The organism is Streptomyces sp. NPDC048751 (genome assembly GCF_043198595.1).
Taxonomy (GTDB): Bacteria; Actinomycetota; Actinomycetes; order Streptomycetales; family Streptomycetaceae; genus Streptomyces.
This window is the reverse complement of the sequence record NZ_JBICUX010000001.1, coordinates 432119-452683: the sequence shown is the minus strand read 5'-3', so window position 1 is coordinate 452683 and position 20565 is coordinate 432119. Positions and strand designations below refer to the sequence as shown.

At 68.6% G+C, this 20565-nt stretch carries 17 protein-coding genes and 2 pseudogenes; 11 read left to right on the top strand and 8 right to left on the bottom strand.

Annotated elements, in window-relative coordinates; translation table 11 throughout:
* Positions 1 to 28: 28 nt before the first annotated feature.
* From ACGFNV_RS01990 to ACGFNV_RS01980, 3 genes are read left to right on the top strand one after another with little or no spacing between them, the layout of a single operon-like run.
* Positions 29 to 625 carry a nuclear transport factor 2 family protein gene (locus ACGFNV_RS01990; protein ID WP_393618599.1) on the top strand — a complete coding sequence of 199 codons (597 nt, stop codon included), beginning with the start codon at positions 29 to 31 and terminating at the stop codon, positions 623 to 625.
* The gene (locus ACGFNV_RS01985) at positions 625 to 1680 is read left to right on the top strand and encodes a maleylacetate reductase (RefSeq protein WP_393618598.1); all 1056 of its coding nucleotides are present in this window, start codon (positions 625 to 627) and stop codon (positions 1678 to 1680) included. Before ACGFNV_RS01990 ends, ACGFNV_RS01985 begins: the two co-directional genes overlap by 1 nt.
* 14 nt (positions 1681 to 1694) lie before the next feature.
* Positions 1695 to 2633 (top strand): dioxygenase, encoded by a 939-nt coding sequence (locus tag ACGFNV_RS01980; protein ID WP_393618597.1) that lies wholly within the window; start codon positions 1695 to 1697, stop codon positions 2631 to 2633.
* A gap of 74 nt (positions 2634 to 2707) precedes the next feature.
* Here the strand turns inward: ACGFNV_RS01980 and ACGFNV_RS01975 are convergent, their stop codons facing one another.
* Positions 2708 to 3376, bottom strand: coding sequence for a TetR/AcrR family transcriptional regulator (locus ACGFNV_RS01975; RefSeq protein WP_393618595.1), 669 nt, complete (start codon positions 3374 to 3376; stop codon positions 2708 to 2710).
* A gap of 317 nt (positions 3377 to 3693) precedes the next feature.
* Between ACGFNV_RS01975 and ACGFNV_RS01970 the strand changes: the two genes are divergently transcribed.
* A complete protein-coding gene (locus ACGFNV_RS01970) occupies positions 3694 to 4770 on the top strand; it encodes a lipocalin family protein (RefSeq protein ID WP_393618594.1) in 1077 nt (358 codons plus the stop codon).
* A gap of 669 nt (positions 4771 to 5439) precedes the next feature.
* Here ACGFNV_RS01970 and ACGFNV_RS01965 read toward each other — a convergent pair.
* The 3 genes from ACGFNV_RS01965 to ACGFNV_RS01955 form a co-directional block, all read right to left on the bottom strand.
* Positions 5440 to 6258, bottom strand: coding sequence for an SDR family NAD(P)-dependent oxidoreductase (locus ACGFNV_RS01965; RefSeq protein ID WP_393618593.1), 819 nt, complete (start codon positions 6256 to 6258; stop codon positions 5440 to 5442).
* Between the two features lie 29 nt (positions 6259 to 6287).
* Complete coding sequence (locus ACGFNV_RS01960) at positions 6288 to 7985, bottom strand: thiamine pyrophosphate-binding protein (RefSeq protein ID WP_393618591.1); 1698 nt, start codon at positions 7983 to 7985, stop codon at positions 6288 to 6290.
* A gap of 582 nt (positions 7986 to 8567) precedes the next feature.
* Positions 8568 to 9032 carry a MarR family winged helix-turn-helix transcriptional regulator gene (locus tag ACGFNV_RS01955; protein ID WP_393618590.1) on the bottom strand — a complete coding sequence of 155 codons (465 nt, stop codon included), beginning with the start codon at positions 9030 to 9032 and terminating at the stop codon, positions 8568 to 8570.
* Between the two features lie 147 nt (positions 9033 to 9179).
* Between ACGFNV_RS01955 and ACGFNV_RS01950 the strand changes: the two genes are divergently transcribed.
* Positions 9180 to 9782, top strand: coding sequence for an ester cyclase (locus tag ACGFNV_RS01950; protein WP_393618589.1), 603 nt, complete (start codon positions 9180 to 9182; stop codon positions 9780 to 9782).
* A 148-nt stretch (positions 9783 to 9930) separates the two neighbouring features.
* On the opposite strand, the gene ACGFNV_RS01945 is transcribed toward ACGFNV_RS01950, so the two are convergent.
* Positions 9931 to 11130 (bottom strand): FAD-dependent monooxygenase, encoded by a 1200-nt coding sequence (locus ACGFNV_RS01945; RefSeq protein ID WP_393618588.1) that lies wholly within the window; start codon positions 11128 to 11130, stop codon positions 9931 to 9933.
* Between the two features lie 146 nt (positions 11131 to 11276).
* Here ACGFNV_RS01945 and ACGFNV_RS01940 point away from each other — a divergent pair, with 146 nt between their 5' ends.
* Positions 11277 to 12056 (top strand): IclR family transcriptional regulator, encoded by a 780-nt coding sequence (locus ACGFNV_RS01940; RefSeq protein WP_393618587.1) that lies wholly within the window; start codon positions 11277 to 11279, stop codon positions 12054 to 12056.
* A 169-nt stretch (positions 12057 to 12225) separates the two neighbouring features.
* On the opposite strand, the gene ACGFNV_RS01935 is transcribed toward ACGFNV_RS01940, so the two are convergent.
* Positions 12226 to 12501 (bottom strand): hypothetical protein, encoded by a 276-nt coding sequence (locus tag ACGFNV_RS01935; RefSeq protein WP_393618586.1) that lies wholly within the window; start codon positions 12499 to 12501, stop codon positions 12226 to 12228.
* Positions 12502 to 12648: 147 nt separating this feature from the next.
* On the bottom strand, positions 12649 to 14358 hold the full coding sequence (locus ACGFNV_RS01930; protein WP_393618585.1) for an MFS transporter: 1710 nt from the start codon (positions 14356 to 14358) through the stop codon (positions 12649 to 12651).
* 339 nt (positions 14359 to 14697) lie between these two features.
* Here ACGFNV_RS01930 and ACGFNV_RS01925 point away from each other — a divergent pair, with 339 nt between their 5' ends.
* The 4 genes and pseudogenes from ACGFNV_RS01925 to ACGFNV_RS01910 all read left to right on the top strand — a co-directional run bounded on the left by ACGFNV_RS01925 (position 14698) and on the right by ACGFNV_RS01910 (position 18809).
* Positions 14698 to 15444, top strand: a complete 747-nt coding sequence (locus ACGFNV_RS01925; protein WP_393618584.1) for an SDR family NAD(P)-dependent oxidoreductase — start codon at positions 14698 to 14700, stop codon at positions 15442 to 15444.
* 319 nt (positions 15445 to 15763) lie between these two features.
* Positions 15764 to 16246, top strand: a complete 483-nt coding sequence (locus tag ACGFNV_RS01920; protein ID WP_393618583.1) for a MarR family winged helix-turn-helix transcriptional regulator — start codon at positions 15764 to 15766, stop codon at positions 16244 to 16246.
* A gap of 148 nt (positions 16247 to 16394) precedes the next feature.
* Positions 16395 to 17951 (top strand): annotated as a pseudogene (locus tag ACGFNV_RS01915) (MFS transporter); the annotation flags it as partial.
* Entirely contained in the window at positions 17931 to 18809 is an 879-nt protein-coding gene (locus ACGFNV_RS01910; protein WP_393619973.1) for a collagen binding domain-containing protein, read from the top strand. The pseudogene ACGFNV_RS01915 and the gene ACGFNV_RS01910, both read left to right, overlap by 21 nt.
* Positions 18810 to 19014: 205 nt before the next feature.
* Here ACGFNV_RS01910 and ACGFNV_RS01905 read toward each other — a convergent pair whose 3' ends face one another.
* On the bottom strand, positions 19015 to 20199 hold the full coding sequence (locus ACGFNV_RS01905) for a cytochrome P450 (protein WP_393618582.1): 1185 nt from the start codon (positions 20197 to 20199) through the stop codon (positions 19015 to 19017).
* A 160-nt stretch (positions 20200 to 20359) separates the two neighbouring features.
* Here ACGFNV_RS01905 and ACGFNV_RS01900 point away from each other — a divergent pair.
* A pseudogene (locus ACGFNV_RS01900) lies at positions 20360 to 20542 on the top strand (peptide ABC transporter ATP-binding protein); the annotation flags it as partial.
* Positions 20543 to 20565 lie beyond the last annotated feature (23 nt).

Here is a 20565-nt window from a genome sequence, read left to right as displayed (position 1 = left end):
CGCAACGAGATCGATCGGAGATCGAACCATGTCGCAGGCCGACAACGACCGCCACGAGATCCGGCGGCTCACCGAGAACTGGGCGCTGTGGCGCGACGCCGGAGACTGGGACCGCTTCGCCACCCTCTGGCATCCGCGCGACGGCTGGATGAACGCCACCTGGTTCCAGGGCAGCGCCACCGACTTCATCAAAGCCAGCCGCGAAGGCTTCGAGAACGGCGTCAGCATCCTCCACTTCCTCGGTGGCCACACCGCGGACATCGTCGGCGACCGGGCCATCGCCCAGACGAAGATGACCATCAACCAGCGCGCGAACGTCGACGGCGTCGACGTCGATGTCGTCTGCACCGGCCGCTTCTACGACTTCCTCTCCCGTTACGAGGGGCGCTGGACCCTCGTGCGCCGGCAGCCGATCTACGAGAAGGACCGGCTCGACGTCGTGGATCCCGCTGCCTCACTGACGTTGGATCCCGAGCTCCTCAACCGGTTCCCGACCGGCTACCGGCACTTGGCATACCTGCAGACCAAGGCGGGTTTCACGGTGAAGGACGGGCTTCCCGGTCTCACCGGCACAGCCGTCGAGCAGCTCTACGGCGAAGGCAAGCAATGGCTGGCGGAGGCCTGATGAAGTTCACCCACCAAACCCTTCCCCAGCGGGTGGTGTTCGCGGCAGGGGACTCGCCCGCCGCCGTGGCGGCGGAGGTCGAGGCACTCGGCGGTTCCAAGGTCATGCTGATCGCGTCGGACCGCGAGAAGGAGCTGGCCGACCCGATCGCCAAGGAGATCCCGGTCGTGCTGCGTCACGAGGAAGTCGTGATGCACGTACCGGTCGAGGTCGCGGCGCGAGCCCTCCGGGCGACGGCCGACGCGGGCGCGGACATCCTGGTCAGCGTCGGCGGCGGCTCGACCACGGGTCTGGCCAAGGCGGTGGCGTTGACCACCGGGCTGCCGATCGTCGCGGTACCCACCACCTACGCGGGCTCCGAGGCGACCAACGTGTGGGGTCTGACCGAGGGTGAGACCAAGACCACCGGCGTGGACGACAGGGTGCTGCCCGCGTCGGTCGTCTACGACGCCGCTCTGCTGACCACGCTGCCCGGCGAGATGACGGTGGCCAGCGGCCTGAACGCGATGGCGCACTGCGTGGACTCGATGTGGGGCCCGCGTGCCGACCCGATCGACCGGGCGCTGGCGCAGGAGGGCATCCGCGCGCTGGCGACCGGCCTGCCCGCGGTGGCCAACGACTCGACCAGCGTCGAGGGCATCGAGCAGACGCTGTACGGCGCCTACCTCGCCGCTGTCGCGTTCGCCTCGGCCGGCTCCGGGATGCATCACAAGATCTGCCATGTCCTCGGCGGCATGTTCAACCTCCCGCACGCACAGACCCACGCGGTCGTGCTGCCCTACGTGCTGGACTTCAACGCCCCGCACGCCCCCGAGGCGGAGGCACGTGTCGCCCAGGCCTTCGGCTCACGGACGGCGAGCGACGGCCTGGCCGCCCTGCGCGAGGTGCTGGACGCGCCGAGGGCGTTGCGCGACTACGGCATGCCTCAGGACGGCATCGCCAAGGCGCTGGGGCCGGTCATGAAGGCGATCCCGGCCAACAATCCCACCCCCGTCACCTATGCGAACCTGACCCTGCTGCTGGAGGCGGCGTGGGCCGGCGAACCGATCAACTGAAGGAAGAGGCCGTCATGGCTACCTACGTCAACCCCGGTTCGGCCCAGACCGGTACCCACGGCGCGATCTACCGCGAGGTGTCGCCGGAGCAGCAGGCGGTCGAGCAGCAGCTCGTCGACAACGTCGTGGCCTCCTTCGACCTCTGCGAGGACCCGCGGCTGCAGGAACTGATGACCTCCCTGGTCAGGCATGTGCACTCCTTCATCCGAGAGGTCCGGCTGACCGAGGAGGAGTGGGGGACGGCAATCGACTTCCTCACCAAGGCCGGGCACATCACCGACGAGGTCCGCCAGGAGTTCATCCTGCTGTCCGACACCCTCGGCGCGAGCATGCAGACCATCAACGTCAACAACCAGGCCTACAAGGGCGCCACCGAGGCGACCGTCTTCGGGCCGTTCTTCGTCGAGGACTCCCCCGCGATCGATCTCGGCGGTGACCTCGCCTTCGGTGCCCCCGGCGAGCCCTGCTGGGTCGAGGGCACCGTCACCGACACCGACGGCACCCCGCTCGCCGGCGCGCTGATCGAGGTCTGGGAGGCCGACGAGGACGGGCTGTACGACGTCCAGTACGAGGCCGGCAAACGCGCCGGCCGGGCGCACCTCTTCTCCGCTGCCGACGGCGGCTACCGCTTCTGGGGCCTCACCCCGACGCCGTACCCCATCCCGAACGACGGACCCGTCGGCAAGATGCTCGACGCGGTCGGCCGCTCACCCCTGCGCGCCGCCCACCTGCACTTCATGGTGTCCCACGAAGGCGGGCGCACGCTGGTGACCCACATCTTCCCCGAGGGCGACCCCATCGGCCGCAAGGACACCGTCTTCGGCGTGAAGGACTCACTGATCAAGCGGTTCGAGCGGCAGCCCGCCGGTACGCCGACGCCCGACGGCCGCGTCATCGACGGCACGTGGAGCCGGGTGCGCTTCGACATCGTCCTCGCCCCTACGGGCGTATGACACATCGTCCTCGCCCCTACGGGTGTCCGCCAGGGCCTGCCTTCCCGACCGGGAAGGCAGGCCCTGGCGCCTTCTCACACTGACGACCGGTGCTTCGCGTCGCCCGGGGCCAGCAGGCCGTCCACCACCAGTCTCGCCAGGGCCTCCGCCCTGGCGAGACGTTCCGTCTGTGACAGCTGCTCGGGGCGGCCCAGGCGCCGGGCGAATGGCTCCTGCACCAGTCCTGCCACGGGAGCGATGATGGCGAAGAACAGGACGTCCATCGGGACCCGTGCCATGCTCCCGGATGCCATCAGCCTCTCGATACTGGGCACAACGAGGGCCAGCGTCGGCTCGATGTAACGCTGGTAGAGATAGTCCAACCGCTCGGTGTCCCGTGCGAGTTCATCCGCCAGCAGCAAGGCCAGGTACGGTTCGCCGATGTTGACGCGGTAGAACTCCGTGACGAACTGCCGCACCACGTCCCCGTCATCGCTCCCGGGCTGGGCCGGCGCCATGCGCGTCAGCTGATCCCCGAGCGCGGCGTCCACCACCGCACGCCAGAAGGCCGCCTTGGACCCGTAGCGGTCGTTGATGAAGGTGTGGCTGACCCCGAGACGGCGCGCGAGCTCCCGCGCCGAGGCACGGTCGTAGCCCAACTCCGAGAACGCCTCCAGGCCCCGCAGCAGGACGTCCCGCTCCGCGGGTACCGCGGCGGAATCCGCGCCGGGGCGCCCCGGGCGTCTAGTGGTGCTGCCTCCCACGTGTCCTCCTAAAGCCGGCCGTACGGGCGTGCACGCCGGTCTGACCAGCGTAGCTGCCCGGATCGACCCATCTGAGCACGGTTGACATCTGCCCGGCAGCAGATAAACTGACACCTGTCGGATATCGCAGGGGGCCGTCTCTACGGCACGCCCCTGGCCCGTCACCCACACCATCGGGCGGTCGCCCACCGATCACCCCACCTCCTCGCACAACAGGCTTCCTCCAGCACCTGATCACATCCATCGACAGTACGAAACAGTTTCGTTCACTCAAGGGTTCTGTGCATCCGTGCGGAACCTCCGCCCTAGGAGCCACCATGCGTAAGACCACTGTCGGCGCGGCCGCCATCGCCTCCGCGCTCATCGCCTCACTCACCCTTGCCTCAGGAGGACCGGCCACTGCGACGACGGCGGCCGACCCGACCGCAGCGCACCGCACCGCCTCCACGAAGGGGCTGACCCAGACCGGCCTCCCGGTCCTCATCGACCCCGCCGCAGACCTCAGCTACCACCCCGGCCAGTCCAACGAGTCCTGGTACGTGACCGCGCACGTGACCGCCGGAGGCCACCGGTACGGGTTCCTGGCCCACTACCTGAACTCCAGCTTCGGCGAGGGAGGCGCCATCACCAGGGTGTCGATCGTCAACGAGGACACCGGCTGGTACACGAAGTCGGAGCTCCCCCTGCCTGCGGGGACGGGCCTTTCCGACAAGCAGGGCGTGGACATCCACACCGACAACCTCACCTGGACCGGCGACGCCAAGGCGATGAAGCTGCACGCCAAGGTCCCCGAGGGGACCATCGACGTCACGCTGCGCCCCCGCGGAAGCACCCTTTACAACATGGGAACGGGATACTTCCCCATGTTCGGCGACGCTAAGTACGGGAACTACGAGTACGCCCTGCCCACCGTGGACACGTCCGGGACCCTGACCCTGGGCGGCCACACGGAGAAGGTCCGCGGGCAGTCCTGGGTGGACCGCCAGTGGGGCCCCCTCCCCAACCTCACCGCGGGCGAGCGCTCCTGGTCCTGGATGAACCTCAACCTGTCCAACGGCGACAAGATCAGCGTCTGGAACCAGAAGTACGACGGCAAGAAGATCGACTTCGCGACCATCCTGAAGCCCGACGGCACCCAGACCGTTGCCGAGGCGACCCTCACACCCGACGAGTCCACCCTCTGGACCAGCCCGGCCACCGGCAAGAAGTACCCCACCCGCTGGAAGGTCACCATCCCCGGCGAGGACGCCAAGCTGAAGGTCACCGTCTACGCCGAGGACCAGGAACTGACGGTCCCCGCACCTGGCTACGAAGGCAGCGCCGCCGTCACCGGCACCTACGACAACCGCCCGGTCACCGGCAACACCTACATCGAACTCACCAACGGACAGTAGCCCGCCAGGGCCTCTCAACATCGGCGAACGCTGTGGACGACCCCGGTCGTCCACAGCGTTCGCATGTGCTTCGCGGGAAGGCGCATCGCGTCGCGACCACGAGGCCGGTGACGGGCACCGGCCCCGTGGTCAGGCCGGCAGCAACTCCGCGAAGTCGCGCAGAGGCCGCGCCCCGTCCCAGTCGACTGATTCCCGCCAAAGGGAAATGAAGATCCCACGTGATCCCGTTGTCCTGGACGCGCTCGACCATCCCCGGGGCGTCTTCATCGGTGCCCAGGAAGAAGACCCCGCCCCGTGGGGCACGATCGTGAAAACGCACCGGCGCTCCGCTCGCCTCGCGACGTTCGACCTCTTCAGATCGATGGCCCGTCGTCGAGAATCTGGACGAGTTGGACCATCATGTTGCCCCGAGAAGGCGAGGCCGATGGTGAACTCAGCCCTCCCCGGCTCACCCGGTAGGCAGAATCCTCGCCGGCGCCCCTCCAGTTCACGCACCGGGGCGCAACGCCGGGTTCGTCGGTCCACCAACGCACCCCGGCGGCGAGGTCCGGGACCGCGTACGCGACCTGGATGAGGGCGTCGGTCGGTTGACCGAAGGGAGCCTCCGTGGTGGTCGTCCTCGCTCGGGTCCAGTGACGCGGGTGGTGAAATCGACAGTGGCCGTCTCCGCTACGTCGGCGGGCGGGTGAAGCCGGTGGCGCCGCCGTCCACCGGAAGCGTCGCGCCGGTGATGTAACCGGCTTCGGACGAGGCAAGGAAGAGCACGGCGTCGGCGAGCTCGTCCGGTTCGCCTTGTCGGAGCATGGGAGTGCTGGCCCTGACCCGTGCCCGGAAGGCCTCGGCTCCGCTGGGCGGAAGGCCCGTCGTGCGGTCGGCGATGTCGGTGTTCGTGCCGCCCGGAATGACCATGTTGACCCTGATTCCCTCGCCGATGACTTCGGCGGCGAGAATGCGTGTCAGGTGCTCCAGCGCGGCTTTGCCGGCTCCGTAGGCGGCGATTCCCGCTCCGGCCCTTCGGCCGGCTGCCGAGCTGCAGAAGACGACGGCCCCGCCGGGTGCGAGCAGGGGCCTCAGACCCTGCACGAGGAAGAACGAGCCCTTGACGTTGGTTTCGAACACCGCGTCCCAGGTCGCTTCGTCCATGTCATCGAGGGGCTTGACGCCCTCCTGCCCGGCGTTGAGGAAGGCGGCATCGACGTGATCGACCCGCGCGGCGACCTCCGTGACCGCGGCTTTGATGCCGGCCGACGATGAAAGATCGGCTGCCACGGCGATCGTGCCGTCGCCGATCAGATCGCTCGCGGCCTTCAGCTGCTCCGGGTCCCGCGCGATGATGATCACGTGTGCGCCCTCACGTGCGAACGCCCGTGCGGCTGCCAGACCCAGCCCCCCGCTGCCGCCGGTGACGAGGCAGGTCTTCCCGAGGAAACGCTGACGCCGGTCCTCGACGGCCAGGTCGTGGCTTCCGGCGTCAGTCGTGTCCTTCATGGCCTGCCTTCGTGGGGGTCAGGGACGGCTCACGCGTCGATCTCGATGCCGCCGAACGGAGCTCCGCCGTTCAGGACACGCTCCTCCGGCGGAATGGGCGCGAGGCTCACGCGTACGTCGATGCACGTCGGCCGGCGTGTGGCGAGGGCGGCCTCGATCGCCGGGCGGAGCTGGTCGAGCTCTGTGACGTCGACTCCGTCCGCACCGAGAGCTCGTGCCACCCCGCTGTAGGAGCCGTTCTCCAGGCGGTTGTTGGTGACGCGGTCCTGTCCGTAGAAGAACTGCTGGGTGTGCAGTGTGGCGCCCCATGCCTGGTTGTTGAGGACGATCACGACGACCGGGAGTCCCGCCCGGACGAGGGAGTCGAACTCGGCGAGGCTGTAGCCGACAGCACCGTCACCGGTGACCAGGATCGTCGCCTTGTCCTGGGCGGCGTACTGCGCTCCCAGGGCCACGCCGAGGTTGCTCCCCATCGAGCTGAGGTAGCCGTGCCCGAGGTAGTGGGCCAGCGGCGCGAGCGCGATCGTCTCAGAGAGCCACAGCTCGGTCAGGGCGCCGTCGACGAGCACGGTGGCCTGGTCGGGGACGCTCTCGGCGATCGTGCGGACCGCGAGGTACGGGTGGATCGCGTCGTCCTCGTGCTCCTCGGTCTCGGCGGCGAGTGCCGAGCGCCGAGCGGCCGAGATGTCCCGCAGGGTGGCCAGCCAGTCACCGCGCCCGGAGGGCACGGGGCTGTCGCCCAGGCGCTCGTTCAGCAGGCCGAGCGTGCCGATCGGATCGGCCTGGATGCCGAGTTCCACATCCTGCAGACGGCCCAGTTCACGACCGTCGGGGTCGATCTGGAAGATCCGCGCGCTCTTCGGGAGCAGGCGGCCGGTGCCGAACTGTGTCGTCATCCCGAAGCGCAGCCCAAGCAAAAGGACCAGGTCGGGCCGCTCGTCCTCGGGGACGGTGGCCAGGGTCTGGACGAGACCGACGTGCTGCTCGGAGCCAACGATCGCGCCGAGCCCCTCCCAGTCGGAGAAGAGGGGCACTCCGGTACGGGCGGCGAACTCGTGCAACTGCGCCCGTGCGTCGGCGGTGACGAAGGACTTGCCGACCAGCGCGATCGGCCGCTGGGCGGCGCCGATCGCCTCGATGATCCGGTCGACACCGCCGGCGGGAGCGATGCCGGTGCCGTCGATCTCGACGCGGTAGTCCTCGAACTCGTCGATGTCGACCGTCTGACGCAGGACGTCCCAGGGGATATCGAGGAGCACTGGACCCTTGGGCTCCGACTGCGCGGTGCGGATCGCCTGGGCGACCAGGCGGGGGATCAGCTCGGTACGGGTGACGCGGTGCGCGAACTTGGTCACCGGGGCGGCCATGGCGACCTGGTTGAATCCGGCCTGCTGGTCGTTGACCTCGTCCGTCTCGAGGGGACCGGATCCTGCGATGTAGAGCACGGGGGTCCGGTCCAGATACGCGTTGGCGATCGAGGTCAGCACATTGGTGAAACCGCCCCCTGCCGTGACGACGGCGACACCCAGGTCCCCGGTGACCCGTGCATAGCCCTCGGCCGCGTGACCGGCGTTCATCTCGTGGCGCACGTCGACGACCCGCAGCTTGGCGTCCTTGGCCTCCTGGAGAACGGGGTCGATGTGTGCTCCGGGCAGGCCGAAGGCGACGTTGACTCCGGCTCGCTGCAAAGTTCGCACGACGAGCCCACTACCGGTTGCGGGTGCCATTCGATGATCCGCCCTTCGGGACGTACTTAGGTTTCGACAGAAGTCGCTGAGGACACAGCCCGCATCTCGGGCCGTCCGCGCCGCATTCTCGGATGTGGCCAGGGTGACGACAACGGCTGTGTTCGTTGGATGGCCAATGCCTTGTTCGGTTTCGAAGAAGACATGGGCCATTAGGGCTGCTCACAGAAGCGATGTCAGGTTTCCGGCGTCCTGAGCACGGCGGACTGGAGCCGGACGCCTCAGCCGAGCGCCGTGTACTGCTCGTCGATATGTCGTTCCAGGCAGTGGCAGCTCAGCCGGTCGCACAGTCCGCCTGGCGACCGGCCAGTACTGGGACACTGCCGCGAGGACGGTGTGATGCGGCGGCTTCAGCCCTTCCGCGGCGATCGCCTCGTTTCGACCAGACACCGGCCACGCGTCGCTACCCGTCCAGCCGGCCAGCACGTCCGCCAGGCCGAAATCGAGACGACGGCGGCCCGCCTTGTCGGCTGTCCTGCCGACCGCCACGCCCGTGCGGCACCGAGGACGCCGACACGGCTGACAGCCATGGCAGGGGCACCCGGTCATCAACCGGTCCGCGAGCTACGTCTCGCGCTCGACGATCCGGCATTGAACCTCGGCAAAGATTTCGCCCAAAACCTCCAGTTGCTGTGGGGTGAGGGCATCGATCACCAATTGGCGGACCAGGCGGACGTGACCGGGTGCCGCGCGGCCCATGACCTCCATGCCGAGCGGAGTGATGGTGGCGATCACTCCGCGGTCGTCAGTGGAGCTGGCTCTGCGACTGACCAGGCCCTCCTTCTCCAGCTGCACGATCTGGTAGGTCAGGCCGCTCTTGGTGAGCCCCAACGCTTCCGCGAGCGCCAGCATCCGCATCGACCCGTCGGGGATGTCGGCGAGGCGGGTCAAGATGCCGTACTGCACGTGGGATAGCCCGGCATCGGTGCGCAACTGCTGGTCGAGCACACGGTTGAGCAGGGTGCTGGCGGTGATGAACGTGCGCCACGCCTGATGCTCGCGCTGGTTCAGCCACTTGGATTCGTTCATAGGTCCAACTTACCACTTGTTCAAGTTGGAACTACCTGCTAACTTCCGCCTGTAGTTCAAGTTCGAACGTCTTGTTTCCAGCGCCGCGCCATTGTGGATTCGAAGCCGCGGCGAGTTCGAGACGGCGTTACTTCAAGGAGGAATCACATGATCGATCGTCGTGCTGTGCTCCGCGGCAGCGGAGCTGTCGCCGCGGGCGCCCTTGCCATCACCGCAGTGGAAAGCGGCAGCGACCCGGCGTTCGCATCGGTCCTGCCCGCACTGATGGGCAACCCGGCCGAGACCGGGGAGTCGCTGGGCTACCCCAAGCACCTGACCCGCGAGGAGCGGCGCAATCTGGAGACCTTCGACGAGCTGGACTTCGTCGTCTACTCCGGCCAGCAGTGGGACCGGGTCCGCGAAAGCCACTCGGAGAACGTCCGCGCGCACTGGCCCGACGGACACTACACCGACGGCCTGGCCAGGCACATCGAGGACATGAAGTTCAATTTCATCTTCGCCCCCGACTCCCGCACCAAACAGCATCCGATCCGAGTGGCCAAGGACAATTTCACCGCCGTGACCGGAGTCTCCACCGGCACGTTCACCCGGCCCATGCCCGACGGCAATGGCGGCTTCATCCCGCCCACCGGCAAGAAATACGCCATCAACATGGTCACCGTCGGCATCTGGAACAGGCGCGGTGTGATGGACGAGGAATTCATCATCTACGACCAGCTGACCTTCATGCGGCAAATCGGACTCGCCTGAATTCCTCGTTACGTAACCGCGTCGGCAGGCACCGATCGGTATCCCTCACGCGCCGGACCACCGCCGGTGTAGCCGCCATCGCCTCCGATGCCCCATACCGCGATCGGCTGTCCGGCCCCGGGAGGCACATGTGCCTCCCGGGGCTGGTTCACACCGAGGCCGAGACGGCGACCTCGGGGTCGTACTCGTAGATCCAGCCGTTCGCCCTGAGCGGGTCGGCCTGCGAGTACGCCAGGTCGCGGGCCTCCTGCTCAGGGCCATCCGGAAGGTGGTTGATGTGGGACCTTCCGTGCGACACCTCCTGCAGGCGAGCCGTGCGGCGTCGACGGAGCTCTTCGTAGCGCCCCAGCGCCGCCAACGGGTTGTCCGGGTCCTCCGCGAGACAGAGGGCCAGGACGGCGCCGTCCTCGATCGCCTGGGCAGCACCCTGGGCGAAGAACGGGAACATCGGGTGGGCCGCGTCGCCCAGCAGGGTCGCGTTGCCGCGGTTCCAGTGGTCGAGGGGCTCGCGGTCGAGCAACGCCCAGCGCCCCGGCGTGTCGGCCGACCGGATCAGCTCCACCAGACGCGGATCCCAGCCATCGAACTCATCAAGCAGTTCCTCGAGCGTCGCGGTGGCCGTCCACGACTCGACACTGCTCGCCCCGGCCGGTGCGAAGGCGACGAGGTTGACGTACTCCTCGCCGGAGACCGGGTAGTGCACGAGGTGGTGGTCGGGGCCGATCCAGAGGGTCTGGGCGCGCCGCCTGGCGAACTCTGGTGCCTTCTGCGCCGGTACGAGGGCACGAAAGGCGCAGATGCCCGACTCCCTGGCCTGAGTCGGCCCGACGATGGCGCCACGCACGCGTGAGTGGACGCCGTCGGCACCGATGAGGATGTCCGGGCGAACCGTTTCGCCGTCCTCGAACCGCAGCACCGCCTGGTCGCCTTCGAACTCGACCGAGACGCAGCGCCTGCCGAGATGGAGCGAGTGCTCGGGGACAGCCGACCTCAGGGCGGCCAGCAGGTCGGCGCGATGGGCGGCGTAGGTGTGCTCGCCGTACAGGCGTTTGCACCCGTCCTGAAGGTTCTCCGCGGAGAGGACGGCGCCGTTCTCCCAGCGCCGGAACTCCCAGCCGATCTCCATCTGCACCGCGCGCTCGATGAACCGGTCCAGCACGCCGAGACGCCGGAGCAGGCGGGCGGCGTTGGGGGCGATCACCAGGCCGGCACCGACCTCGGTCAGGGCGGCGGCCTGCTCGTAGACGTCACTGTGGAAGCCCTTGTCGCGGAGGAAGGCCGCGGCAGCGAGGCCTCCGATGCCGCCACCGAGGATCGCGATCCTGGGGCCTGCTTCCGTACTCATCATGCTCTTTCACTCCCGTGGGCCTCTGGCGAGGGGTAACTGGCTGCCTGCAAGAGTTCGGCAAAGTACGCACTGAAAGAACTGCTTCGTCCATCCAACGAACATAGAAGGTAGAGTGGTCGGGGCCGTACATGATGAAGGAGAGGCTCATGCCTCGCGCGAACGAGCCAGGACGCACCGTCAGCTCCCGACTCTGGGATCTGCTGTTCGCCTTTGACCCCGACAACACCGAGCTGACCCTCGCCGACCTGGTCAGGCGCACCGGCATGCCGCACGCCACCGCCAGGCGCCTCGCCCTCGAACTCGTGGAGGCAGGCGCTCTGGAGCGCACCAGCGACAATCGCTTCGCGATCGGTCTTGCGCTGTGGCGCCTCGGGACCCTCGCCCCACGCACCGAGACGCTGCGCAGCGCCGCCCAGCCGTTCGTGGAGGACCTGTACACGGCACTTCGCCAACATGTGCAGTTGGCTGTTCTCCAAGGCGACCAGGCCGTGATCATCGAGCGGCTCTCGGCGGTCAACGCAGTCGGTCTGACCTCGCAGGTCGGCGGCCTTCTGCCCTTGCACTGCTCAGGTGTGGGCAAGGTGCTTCTGAGCCACAGCAGTCCGGCCTTCATCGATGAGGTGCTGGCGGGCAGGCTGCGGCGCTTCACTCCAAAGACGATCGTGGACCCGGCCGAACTCCGTGACGAACTGGCGTCCTGTCGCTCGACCGGAATGGTGGTCGTCAAGGAAGAGCTGAGCGAAGGGGCCGAGTCGGTCGCGACGCGCATCGTCGACGGCCGCGGAAAGGTCGTCGCGGCTCTCTCCGTCGTGGTGGCCGCGGGCTCGATCAAGCTGCAAGCGGCCGTTCCGTCGCTGGTCGCGAGCGGACTGGGATTGTCAAGGAGTCTCGGCTGGAGGCCGGGCATCCCTATTCGCACCTCGTGACTTCTCGCACGGCGAGGAAAGCGGCACGTCATGCCGACGTCTGCCGCCGGGAGAGCTGCATGTGGCCGAGTCGCCAGCCTTCGTCGGTCGAGAATCACACCCTGATGGCCGCGGCCTTCACCGGGAACGGCGGCAGGTCGGGCAGGCGCCGGATGTGCATCTTCTGGAATCACGTCATGATGGCCCGTCCGCCTCGCTCCGGACAGGTCACCTCGCTGGTCTCCGCCTGGACCATGGCTTCCATGGACACCTTGTAGCCGAGGAAACGCTCCCGTTCATGGACACTCCCGACCGGGCCGCGAACGATCACGCAGTCGGGGAGCATTGGTTCACGCCTTTCCTCGTCGCCGTTCGTGATCGCGACGAGCCACGCGGTCTCCGCCTCGGCGACCGTGGCCGGTATGTGAATGTCGTTCCCGCTCGTCTCCGGGTATGTCGCGGTCACTGTTCGACTCCTGTCCGAGCGTGTGTGTTGATCCTTGTCTCCTGTACGCCGTGGCCCGCCGCAACAGCTCCTTGTGAGGTGTCGCGGCGGGCGCTCCAGCTGTCCTGACCGGCCCGTCCGTTCCCGCGCCGACGCGTTCGTCAGTGGTCAGCCGTCGAGGGTGTGCGGGTCGTCGTCGAGATGAACCTGGTCCACGCCGCCGTGCCCGCCCACGAGGGTGAGTGCGGCCGCCACCAGAGCGGCCACGCCACCGAGCACGAACGCCAGGGAGTAGCTGCTGCTGAGGGCGTGGAAAGCGACGTCCTTGAGTGGGTTGAAGGGGATGACGTGACCGTCCGGCGAAGTAATGCTGCCCGGCACCGAGTTGGCGCCGAGCGGGCCCGAGCCCACGGCGTGCACCGCCGCCTCCAACTGCGGCTTCTGATCCGCGGGAGCATGGGCCGGAGCGGCCTGGAAAGCCGCGTAGGCCTTGCTCAGGGTCGGATTGTCGGCCAGGTTGCGGGAGATCTCCTTGGCGGCCTGGCTCAGTGCGACAGCGCCCATGATCGCGGGGCCGAGCGCGAACCCGAGGTCCCGGAACGTGCTCGTGGCACCGCTTGCCATGCCGGCGAGGTGGTTGGGCAACGTGTTGACCGCGACCGCGCTGATGGCGGCGAAGGCCAATGCCGAGCCGACACCGGCGAGGATAAGCGGCCCGAAGATGGAGGACAGTGCCCGGTTGCTGGTCGGAATGGCGGCGAACCACAGCCCACTGGCGCCGATGAGGGTCAGGCCAGTGAAGAGCACCCACCGGGGGTTGTACCGCTCGAGCAGCTTGGAGGTGAGGGGCAGCTGCACGAGGCCGATGCCTCCGAAGAAGAGGTAGGCGACGGAGGCCTTCAGCGGGCTGATTCCCTGGATGATGGTGAGGCGGATACTGGTCGAGTACATGATCGCGAGGAAGCCGAACATCCCGATCACGGTGACCACCGAGTTCACGGCGAACGCCCGGTTCTTGAACACGCTCAGGAGAAGGAGCGGAGCGTCCGCGCGGTTCTCCACGAAGACGAACAACCCGAGAAGCACGGCCGCGGCGAGGAAAGCGATCACGATCTGCGGGCTCCCCCAGCCGCTCTCGGAGCCCTGGATCACGGCGTACAGCAGAGCGAACAGACCGAGCGCGGAAGTGATCTGCCCCGGCCAGTCGAGGGATCGGCCCTCGGGCGAGGAGGAGTTGCGGGCGACGGCCAGCGACAGGAGCGCGCTCACCGCGGCGATGACGAGGACACCGACGTAGGCCCAGCGCCAGTTCGCGTTCCCGGCCCAGCCGCTGTGGATCTTGGTGGAGAGGCCTGCCAGCAGCGGCCCGAGGAAGCCGCCGATCGACAGTGCGGCGGCCCAGATCGCCACGCCACGCGCGCGGGTGGCGGTGGTGTGCGTGCCGGCCGCCACCATGGCGAGGCTCGTCGGGAAGATGGCCGCGGCCCCGATGCCGCTGAGGAGTTGGGCAACAATCAGCAACGTCACCCGGGTGTCGCTCGTGTATCCCGAACCCGGCACCAGGACTGCGAGGGTCGAGCCGAGCGCGATGAGCGCGGCGCCCCCCACGAGCAGACGCTTACGGCCGAACAGGTCACCGAACACGCCGAAGCCCAGCTCCAGTGCCGCCACGGGAAGCATGAAGGCGTCGGTGATCCACGTCAGTTGGGCCGAGGAGGGCGCGAGATCCTGCTGGATCAGCCCGTTGATGAGTGATGGGACGGCGAGGGCCATCTGCGCGAGGCAGACGGCGAGAACCACCGCGACCAGGGTGCCCGAGGTCAGGGTGTATCTGCCACCCTCTCCCTCTGCCGCCTTGGGCGACTCGATCTGAACCATGGACGACTCCTTGGCGCAAAGCGCTGCTGTCGGAACCGGCGTCCGCTGCCGGAACCTTTATGGGTGCTTTTGTCGCGGTCATCCCGGCAACACCGCTGCCGTGCCGCCCCTGAGCCTTGCGGACTACCTCCGCGCCGCCCTTCCACCTGACCTGATTCAGGACGCTCGGCGCGGTGGCCGACCGTCGAGCAGCGTCAAGGTAGGAATGACCCCCGCCCAGCTCAACGGTCATGTCCATTAGACGAACAATCCGCCACTGATCCGCCGTCTCGAAGCGCACCATCCCTGGAGGACGGCCTTGTCGCGGCCGCCCGGAAGCACCGGAAGGAGCAGTGACCCATGGCTGGGAAGCTGACGGGCAGGACCGCCGTCGTGACCGGGGGCAGTACGGGCATCGGGCAGGAGATCGCCCGCAGGCTCGCGGCGGAGGGAGCGGACATCGCGGTCGCGGACATCGATCCGGCCGACGAGACGCGGGACCTCGTCGCGGAGACCGGTCGGCGATTCTTCAGCGACAAGGTCGACGTCTCGGACGAGGACGCGATCCACGGGTTCGCCGCCCGGGTCCGACGTGAGCTCGGCGCCGCCGACATCCTGGTGAACAACGCGGCGGTCGTTCTGCTGGCCGATTTCGACCACGTGACCTTCGACGAATGGCGTCGCACCTTCGCCGTCAACGTGGACGGACCCTTCCTGGCCTCCAGGGCGTTCCTGCCCGACCTGAAGGAGTCCGGGTCGGGACGGATCATCAACATCACGTCCTCGAGCTACTGGACTCCGCCGCCTCCGTTCGTCTCCTATGTCTCCGCCAAGGGCGCGCTGAACGGGTTCACCTCTGTCCTGGCCGCCAACCTCGCCGCTCACGACATCACCGTCAACGGCGTCGCGGCGAGCCTGGTCCGCACGGCCACGGCCGCGGAGAAGACGAGCGAGTTCTTCTTCGAGCAGACCGTGCAGATGCAGAACATCAAGCGTGTGCAGATGCCGGCCGACGTCTCGGGCGTCGTGGCGTTTCTCGCCTCCGACGACGCCGCGTTCATCACGGGGCAGATCGTCGTCGCGGACGGTGGAGGCACGCGCCGCTGAGGGGGCTCGTCGATGTGGGAGCTCTCTCAGCGGCCTCCTGGCTGAGTCCGGCGGCGAGATGGCCGTCGACCTGCGCTCCCTCACCGGAGCCGCGCGGTAGAGCTGGGGGATCACTCGATCGTGAGTTCTTCAGCGGTCGGCCCGGCCGCCGAAGGCGCCGACCGACGAGGCTCCGGAGCGCCGGCAGGACAGACAGCCGGACTTTCCTCCCTGATCTGGGGCAACGTATGGATGATCAGGTGGCTGCCAGGAGCCGGTCCGACCGTCACGGGAAATTAGTATTTTGACATAGGTTTCTTGTCATAGGTAACTTGGAGTCGTGACCGGAATCAGTGAGGCTCCTCCGAGCCAGGGCGTCGACCAGGTGGCCGCAGGCCTCGTGGCGTGCCTGCCCGCGCTGAACCGGTACGTCAAACAGAGCATCGACCGGCGACTGCCCTACCCCAAGCTCCCCGAGCGGCAGCTGGCCCTGCTCCAGTACGTCGCCGAGCACGACGGCGCGACCGTCCACAAGGCCGCCGACGCGCTGCGGATGATGCCGAACAACGTCAGCGCCCTGGTCACCCGCCTCACCGACGCGGGCCTGCTGGAACGGCACCAGGACGACACCGACAAGCGCGTAGCGCACCTGCGTGTCACCGCCGAGGCGCGTCACCGCATCCGCCAGGCCGAGGACGTCGCGGCGCGACAGCTCGCCGCCGCGCTGCGGACTCTCACCGACGGCGACCGCGACGCCCTCGGCTCGGCGCTCGGCGCCCTCGAGGCTCTCACCCGGCGCCTGCGCGACCACTCCGCCGCCTGACCGTTCGGTCCGGCTCCCGTACGCCTACTGCCCCTGCCGCTGCTGCGGCAGGGCTGGGTGTGCTGCCCCCTGCCGAGCCCTCACACAGCTCGCCCCACATGTCCACGCGCCCCAGCCGCGCGCCGCACGTCCCGAGGACAGCTCACACATGTCTGTCACCGCTGTTTCCACAGCGCCCCCTCCCGTGTCCGACCCCCACCCCCGCGGTCTTCGCGCCAACCCCTGGCTGACGCTGATCGCTGTCGGGCTCGGCCTGTTCATGGTCGGCCTCGACGGCTCCGTCGTCTCGATCGCCAACGCCGAGATCGCCCGCGACCTGAGCGCCACCACCGCCGAACTGCAGTGGGTCACCAACTCCTACCTGCTCGCCCTCGCCGCCGCCCTCATCCTCGGCGGCAAGCTCGGCGACCGCTTCGGGCGCCGCACCCTCTACCTCGTAGGTGTCGTCGGATTCACCCTCGCGTCCGTCGCGATCGGCCTCGCCGGCTCGGTCGAGGGTGTCATCGCCTTCCGGGCCCTGCAAGGCCTCTTCGGCGCGATGCTCATGCCCAACACCCTGGCGTTGCTGCGCGCGGTGTTCCCGCCGAAGAAGTTCGGCATGGCGGTCGGCATCTGGGCGATGATCTCGTCCGTCGCCACCGCGCTCGGCCCGATCGTCGGCGGACTGCTCGTCCAGCATGTCAACTGGGAGTCCGTCTTCTACATCAACGCCCCCATCGGGGTGATCGCCCTGGTCTTCGGTCTCGTGGTGCTGCCGCAGTCCAGGAACGAGGCGGCGGCGAGCGAGAAGTTCGACGTCCCCGGCGTCGTGCTGCTCGCGCTCGGACTGCTTGCCGTCGTCTTCGGCGTCGTCAAGGGCGAGACGTGGGGCTGGACTTCGGCCGACACGCTCGGCGCGATCGTCGGCGGTGTCGTCGTCCTGGTCCTCTTCGGCTGGTACGAGACCCGCGTCGCCCACCCCCTGCTCCCCATGCGGCTGTTCCGCAACCCAGCCCTGACCATCGGTACGGTCGTCACCGCGCTGAACTTCTTCGTCCTGCTCGGCGTGATCTTCTTCGTGATGCTGTACCTGCAGAACGTGCACGGCTTCACGCCCGTCGAGTCCGGTGTGCGCACCCTGCCGCTCAGCCTCGCCTCGATGCTGGCCTCGCCGCTCGGCGCGAAGCTCACCGAGAAGTTCGGCCCTCGCCTGACCATGCCGCTGGGGATGGTGCTCCAGGCCGGTGCCGCGTTCATGATGCTCGCGTGGAGCGCCGACTCCTCGTACGCCGCCATGTGGCCGCCGTTCGTCGCGCTCGGTCTCGGCGTCGGCATCGTGATGGCCGCGTCCTCCGACGCGATCGTCGGCAACGCCCCCGTCAAGGACGGCGGCATCGCGGGTGGCCTGCAGGCCACCTCGCTCCAGGTCGGGGGCGCGCTCGGCACCTCGGTGCTGGTCTCCCTCATCAGCAGCCGCGTCGGCTCCACGCTCACCGACTCCCTGACCGACGCCGGCGTGCCCCACTCGGCGGCCGCTCGCTTCGAGGAGGCGAAGGACGCGGTCGCGATGGGCGTCGCCCCGGTCTCCGACGCGATGCCGGCCCAGCTCCGGGCGGCGGTGGTGGAGGGCAGCCACACCGCGTTCATGAACGGCGTCCACACCGCCGTCCTGGTCACCGGCATCCTCGCCCTCGTGGGCGCCGCCCTGGCCGCATTCGGCCTCCGAGGCCGGGAGGAAGGGACCCACGAGCACGAGAGCGGGACCCACGAGCACACCGAGAACGACACGAAGGTACCGAGCCCGGTCGCCGTCCGGTCCTCCGCCGGTGTCCCGGTCAGCGGGCACGTCATCGGCGCCGAGTCGGCACCCGTGCCGCGGGCGGTCATCACCCTGATCTCGCTGGGCGGGCGGCAGGTGGGCCGCATGGCGGCCCACTCGGACGGTGCGTACGCGGTGGACGCGCCCGGCGCGGGGAGCTACGTGCTCATCGCCTCCGCCGAGGGCTACCAGCCGCAGGCGTCCACGGTCGTGGTCGGCGACGAACCGGTCTCGTACGACATCCTGCTCTCCGGCACCAGCGGCCTGGTAGGCACGGTCAGGTCGGCCGATGACAGGACGCCGGTCGCCGGAGCCATGGTGGTCGCGGCCGACGTGCGCGGCGATGTGCTCGCCGCCGGGCCGACCGATGCGGACGGCACCTTCGGCTTCGCCGAGCTGGTGCCCGGTCAGCTGACCCTCGCGGTGACCGCGGCCGGCTACCGGCCGATCGCGCTGCCCGTCGAGATCGCCGCGCAGGGCGTCACCGGGACCGAGCTCGAACTCTCCCCCGGCCTGCACGTGCGGGGCTTGGTCCAAGCCGCGGGCCGGCCGCTGAACGACGCGCGGGTCACGCTCATCGACACGGCCGGCAACGTGGTGGCCACCGCGACCACCGGCGAGGACGGCGGCTATGCCTTCACCGACCTCGACGGCGGCGAGTACACGGTCACGGCGGCCGGCTACCCGCCGAAGGCCACCCATCTGACCGTGCACGGCTCGGGGGTGGAAAGCCACGACATCGAGCTCTCCCACCCGGGCGACTGACACTCGCCGGGCCGGACACGCCCTTCCGTTCAGGCGTGTCCGGCCCGGCGGTGAACAACCCCGGACCCGGTGAAGCCGGGACCGGTGGCGATGGCCTGCCGCCACCCGTCCCGGCTTCACCACGAAAGTCCCTCCGGCTCGGACCCGGCCTCGGCGAGGTCGGGTACCTGAGCGTCCGGGACACTCTGGGAGACGGTTCGGTCCCTCAGGACCAGTACAGGCGAAGCGGCAGGGACTGCAGATGCCTGACGCTGAGGATGCGCTGGTAGTCGAGCCGCTCCGGTGGGACCGCCAACTCGAAGCGTCGCACCGTGCCCAGCAGCACCTCCAGGGCGACGCGCACCTCAAGGCGGGCGAGGGCGTGTCCCAGGCACGTGTGCGCTCCCCGGCCGAACGCGAAGTGCGAGTGCGGCGAGACACGATCGAGGTCCAGCTCGTCGGGCCGTTCTACCAGCTTCGGGTCACGGTTGCCGGCTCCGAAACCCACCAGGAGGCGGGCGCCGGCCGGAATCGGGCTGCCGCCGATCTCGGTGTCACGGGTCGCGGTCCGGAACAGCCCCTGAACGGGCGATTCCAGGCGCAGTGACTCCTCGACGAACGGCACCAGCAGCGACGGCTCCCGCCGCAACCGGTCGGCCAGCCGCTCATCCTCGGCCAGCAGCCTGGTGCTGCTGCTGATGGCATCGGCGGTCGTCACGTTGCCGGCGAACAGCAACTCGATGACGAACCGCATGGCGTCCTCCGCGCCGAGCCCGGAGGCTGCGATCGTGTGCAGGATGGTGGTCTCCTGCTCCACGCCGGCCGCGGCCTCCAACGCCGGCGCCAGGAGCGCACCGAACTCCTCACAGGCCCGCGCGAAGCCGACCGGGTCGGGCGCGTCTCCGAGGACGGAAAGCACCTTCTCCGACAGCCGCCGCATCGCAGCGGTGTCCGCTTCCTCGACGCCCAGCACCGTGGCGATGGCAGCGATGGGCAGCTTCACGGCGAAGTCGGCCACGAAGTCGACCTCGTCCCGCCCCCGCAGGCCCTCGATCAGCTCCACGCACATCGCCCGGATCTGCGGCTCAAAAGGAGCGACCCGGCCGGACGTGAACGCCCTGGCCGCCAACCGCCTGCGCCGGCTGTGTTCCGGCGCATCCGTGTCGACCAGATAGAACCCTGGCCCCGTCGGCTCACTCCCCGGCTCGGTCGGCGTGAGGCCGATGGCGTCGCGCGACGAGAACGTCTCGACGTCACGCAGCACCGTGTCGACGTCCTCGGCCCGAGTGACCATGAAGGCGCCCGCCTCCTCGACGAAGGTCACGCCTCGCTCTCGCAGTTCGGTGTACAGCGGGTAAGGGCAGTACGAGGCCTCGGGCTCGACCTGGATATTCCTGTCATGGCTGGACATGGCTCGCTCCCTGTCCGTTCAGCGGCTCACTGACCTGGGGAAGACCTGACCGGCCATGCTGCATGGACTCCGCTCGCGTCGACAGAGCGGCACCGTTGAATGAACAACGCCTGTGCCGCCCGACATCGACTTCCGGCCACCCAAGCCCACTTCGTCGCCCGTCATCCGACACATCAGCCACCGCGTGAGCGTCATCCACCGGGGCGACATCGTCGAGACCGGACCGGCGGGCGATGTCACCTCGGTCCCTCAACATCCGTACCCCCAGAAGCTGTTGCTCGCCACTCCGGTCGCGGACCCGGCCGAACAGCGTCGACGACGCGCGGCCCGGCAACACCTTTGACCCGCTCGCCGTACCGCCCAGCC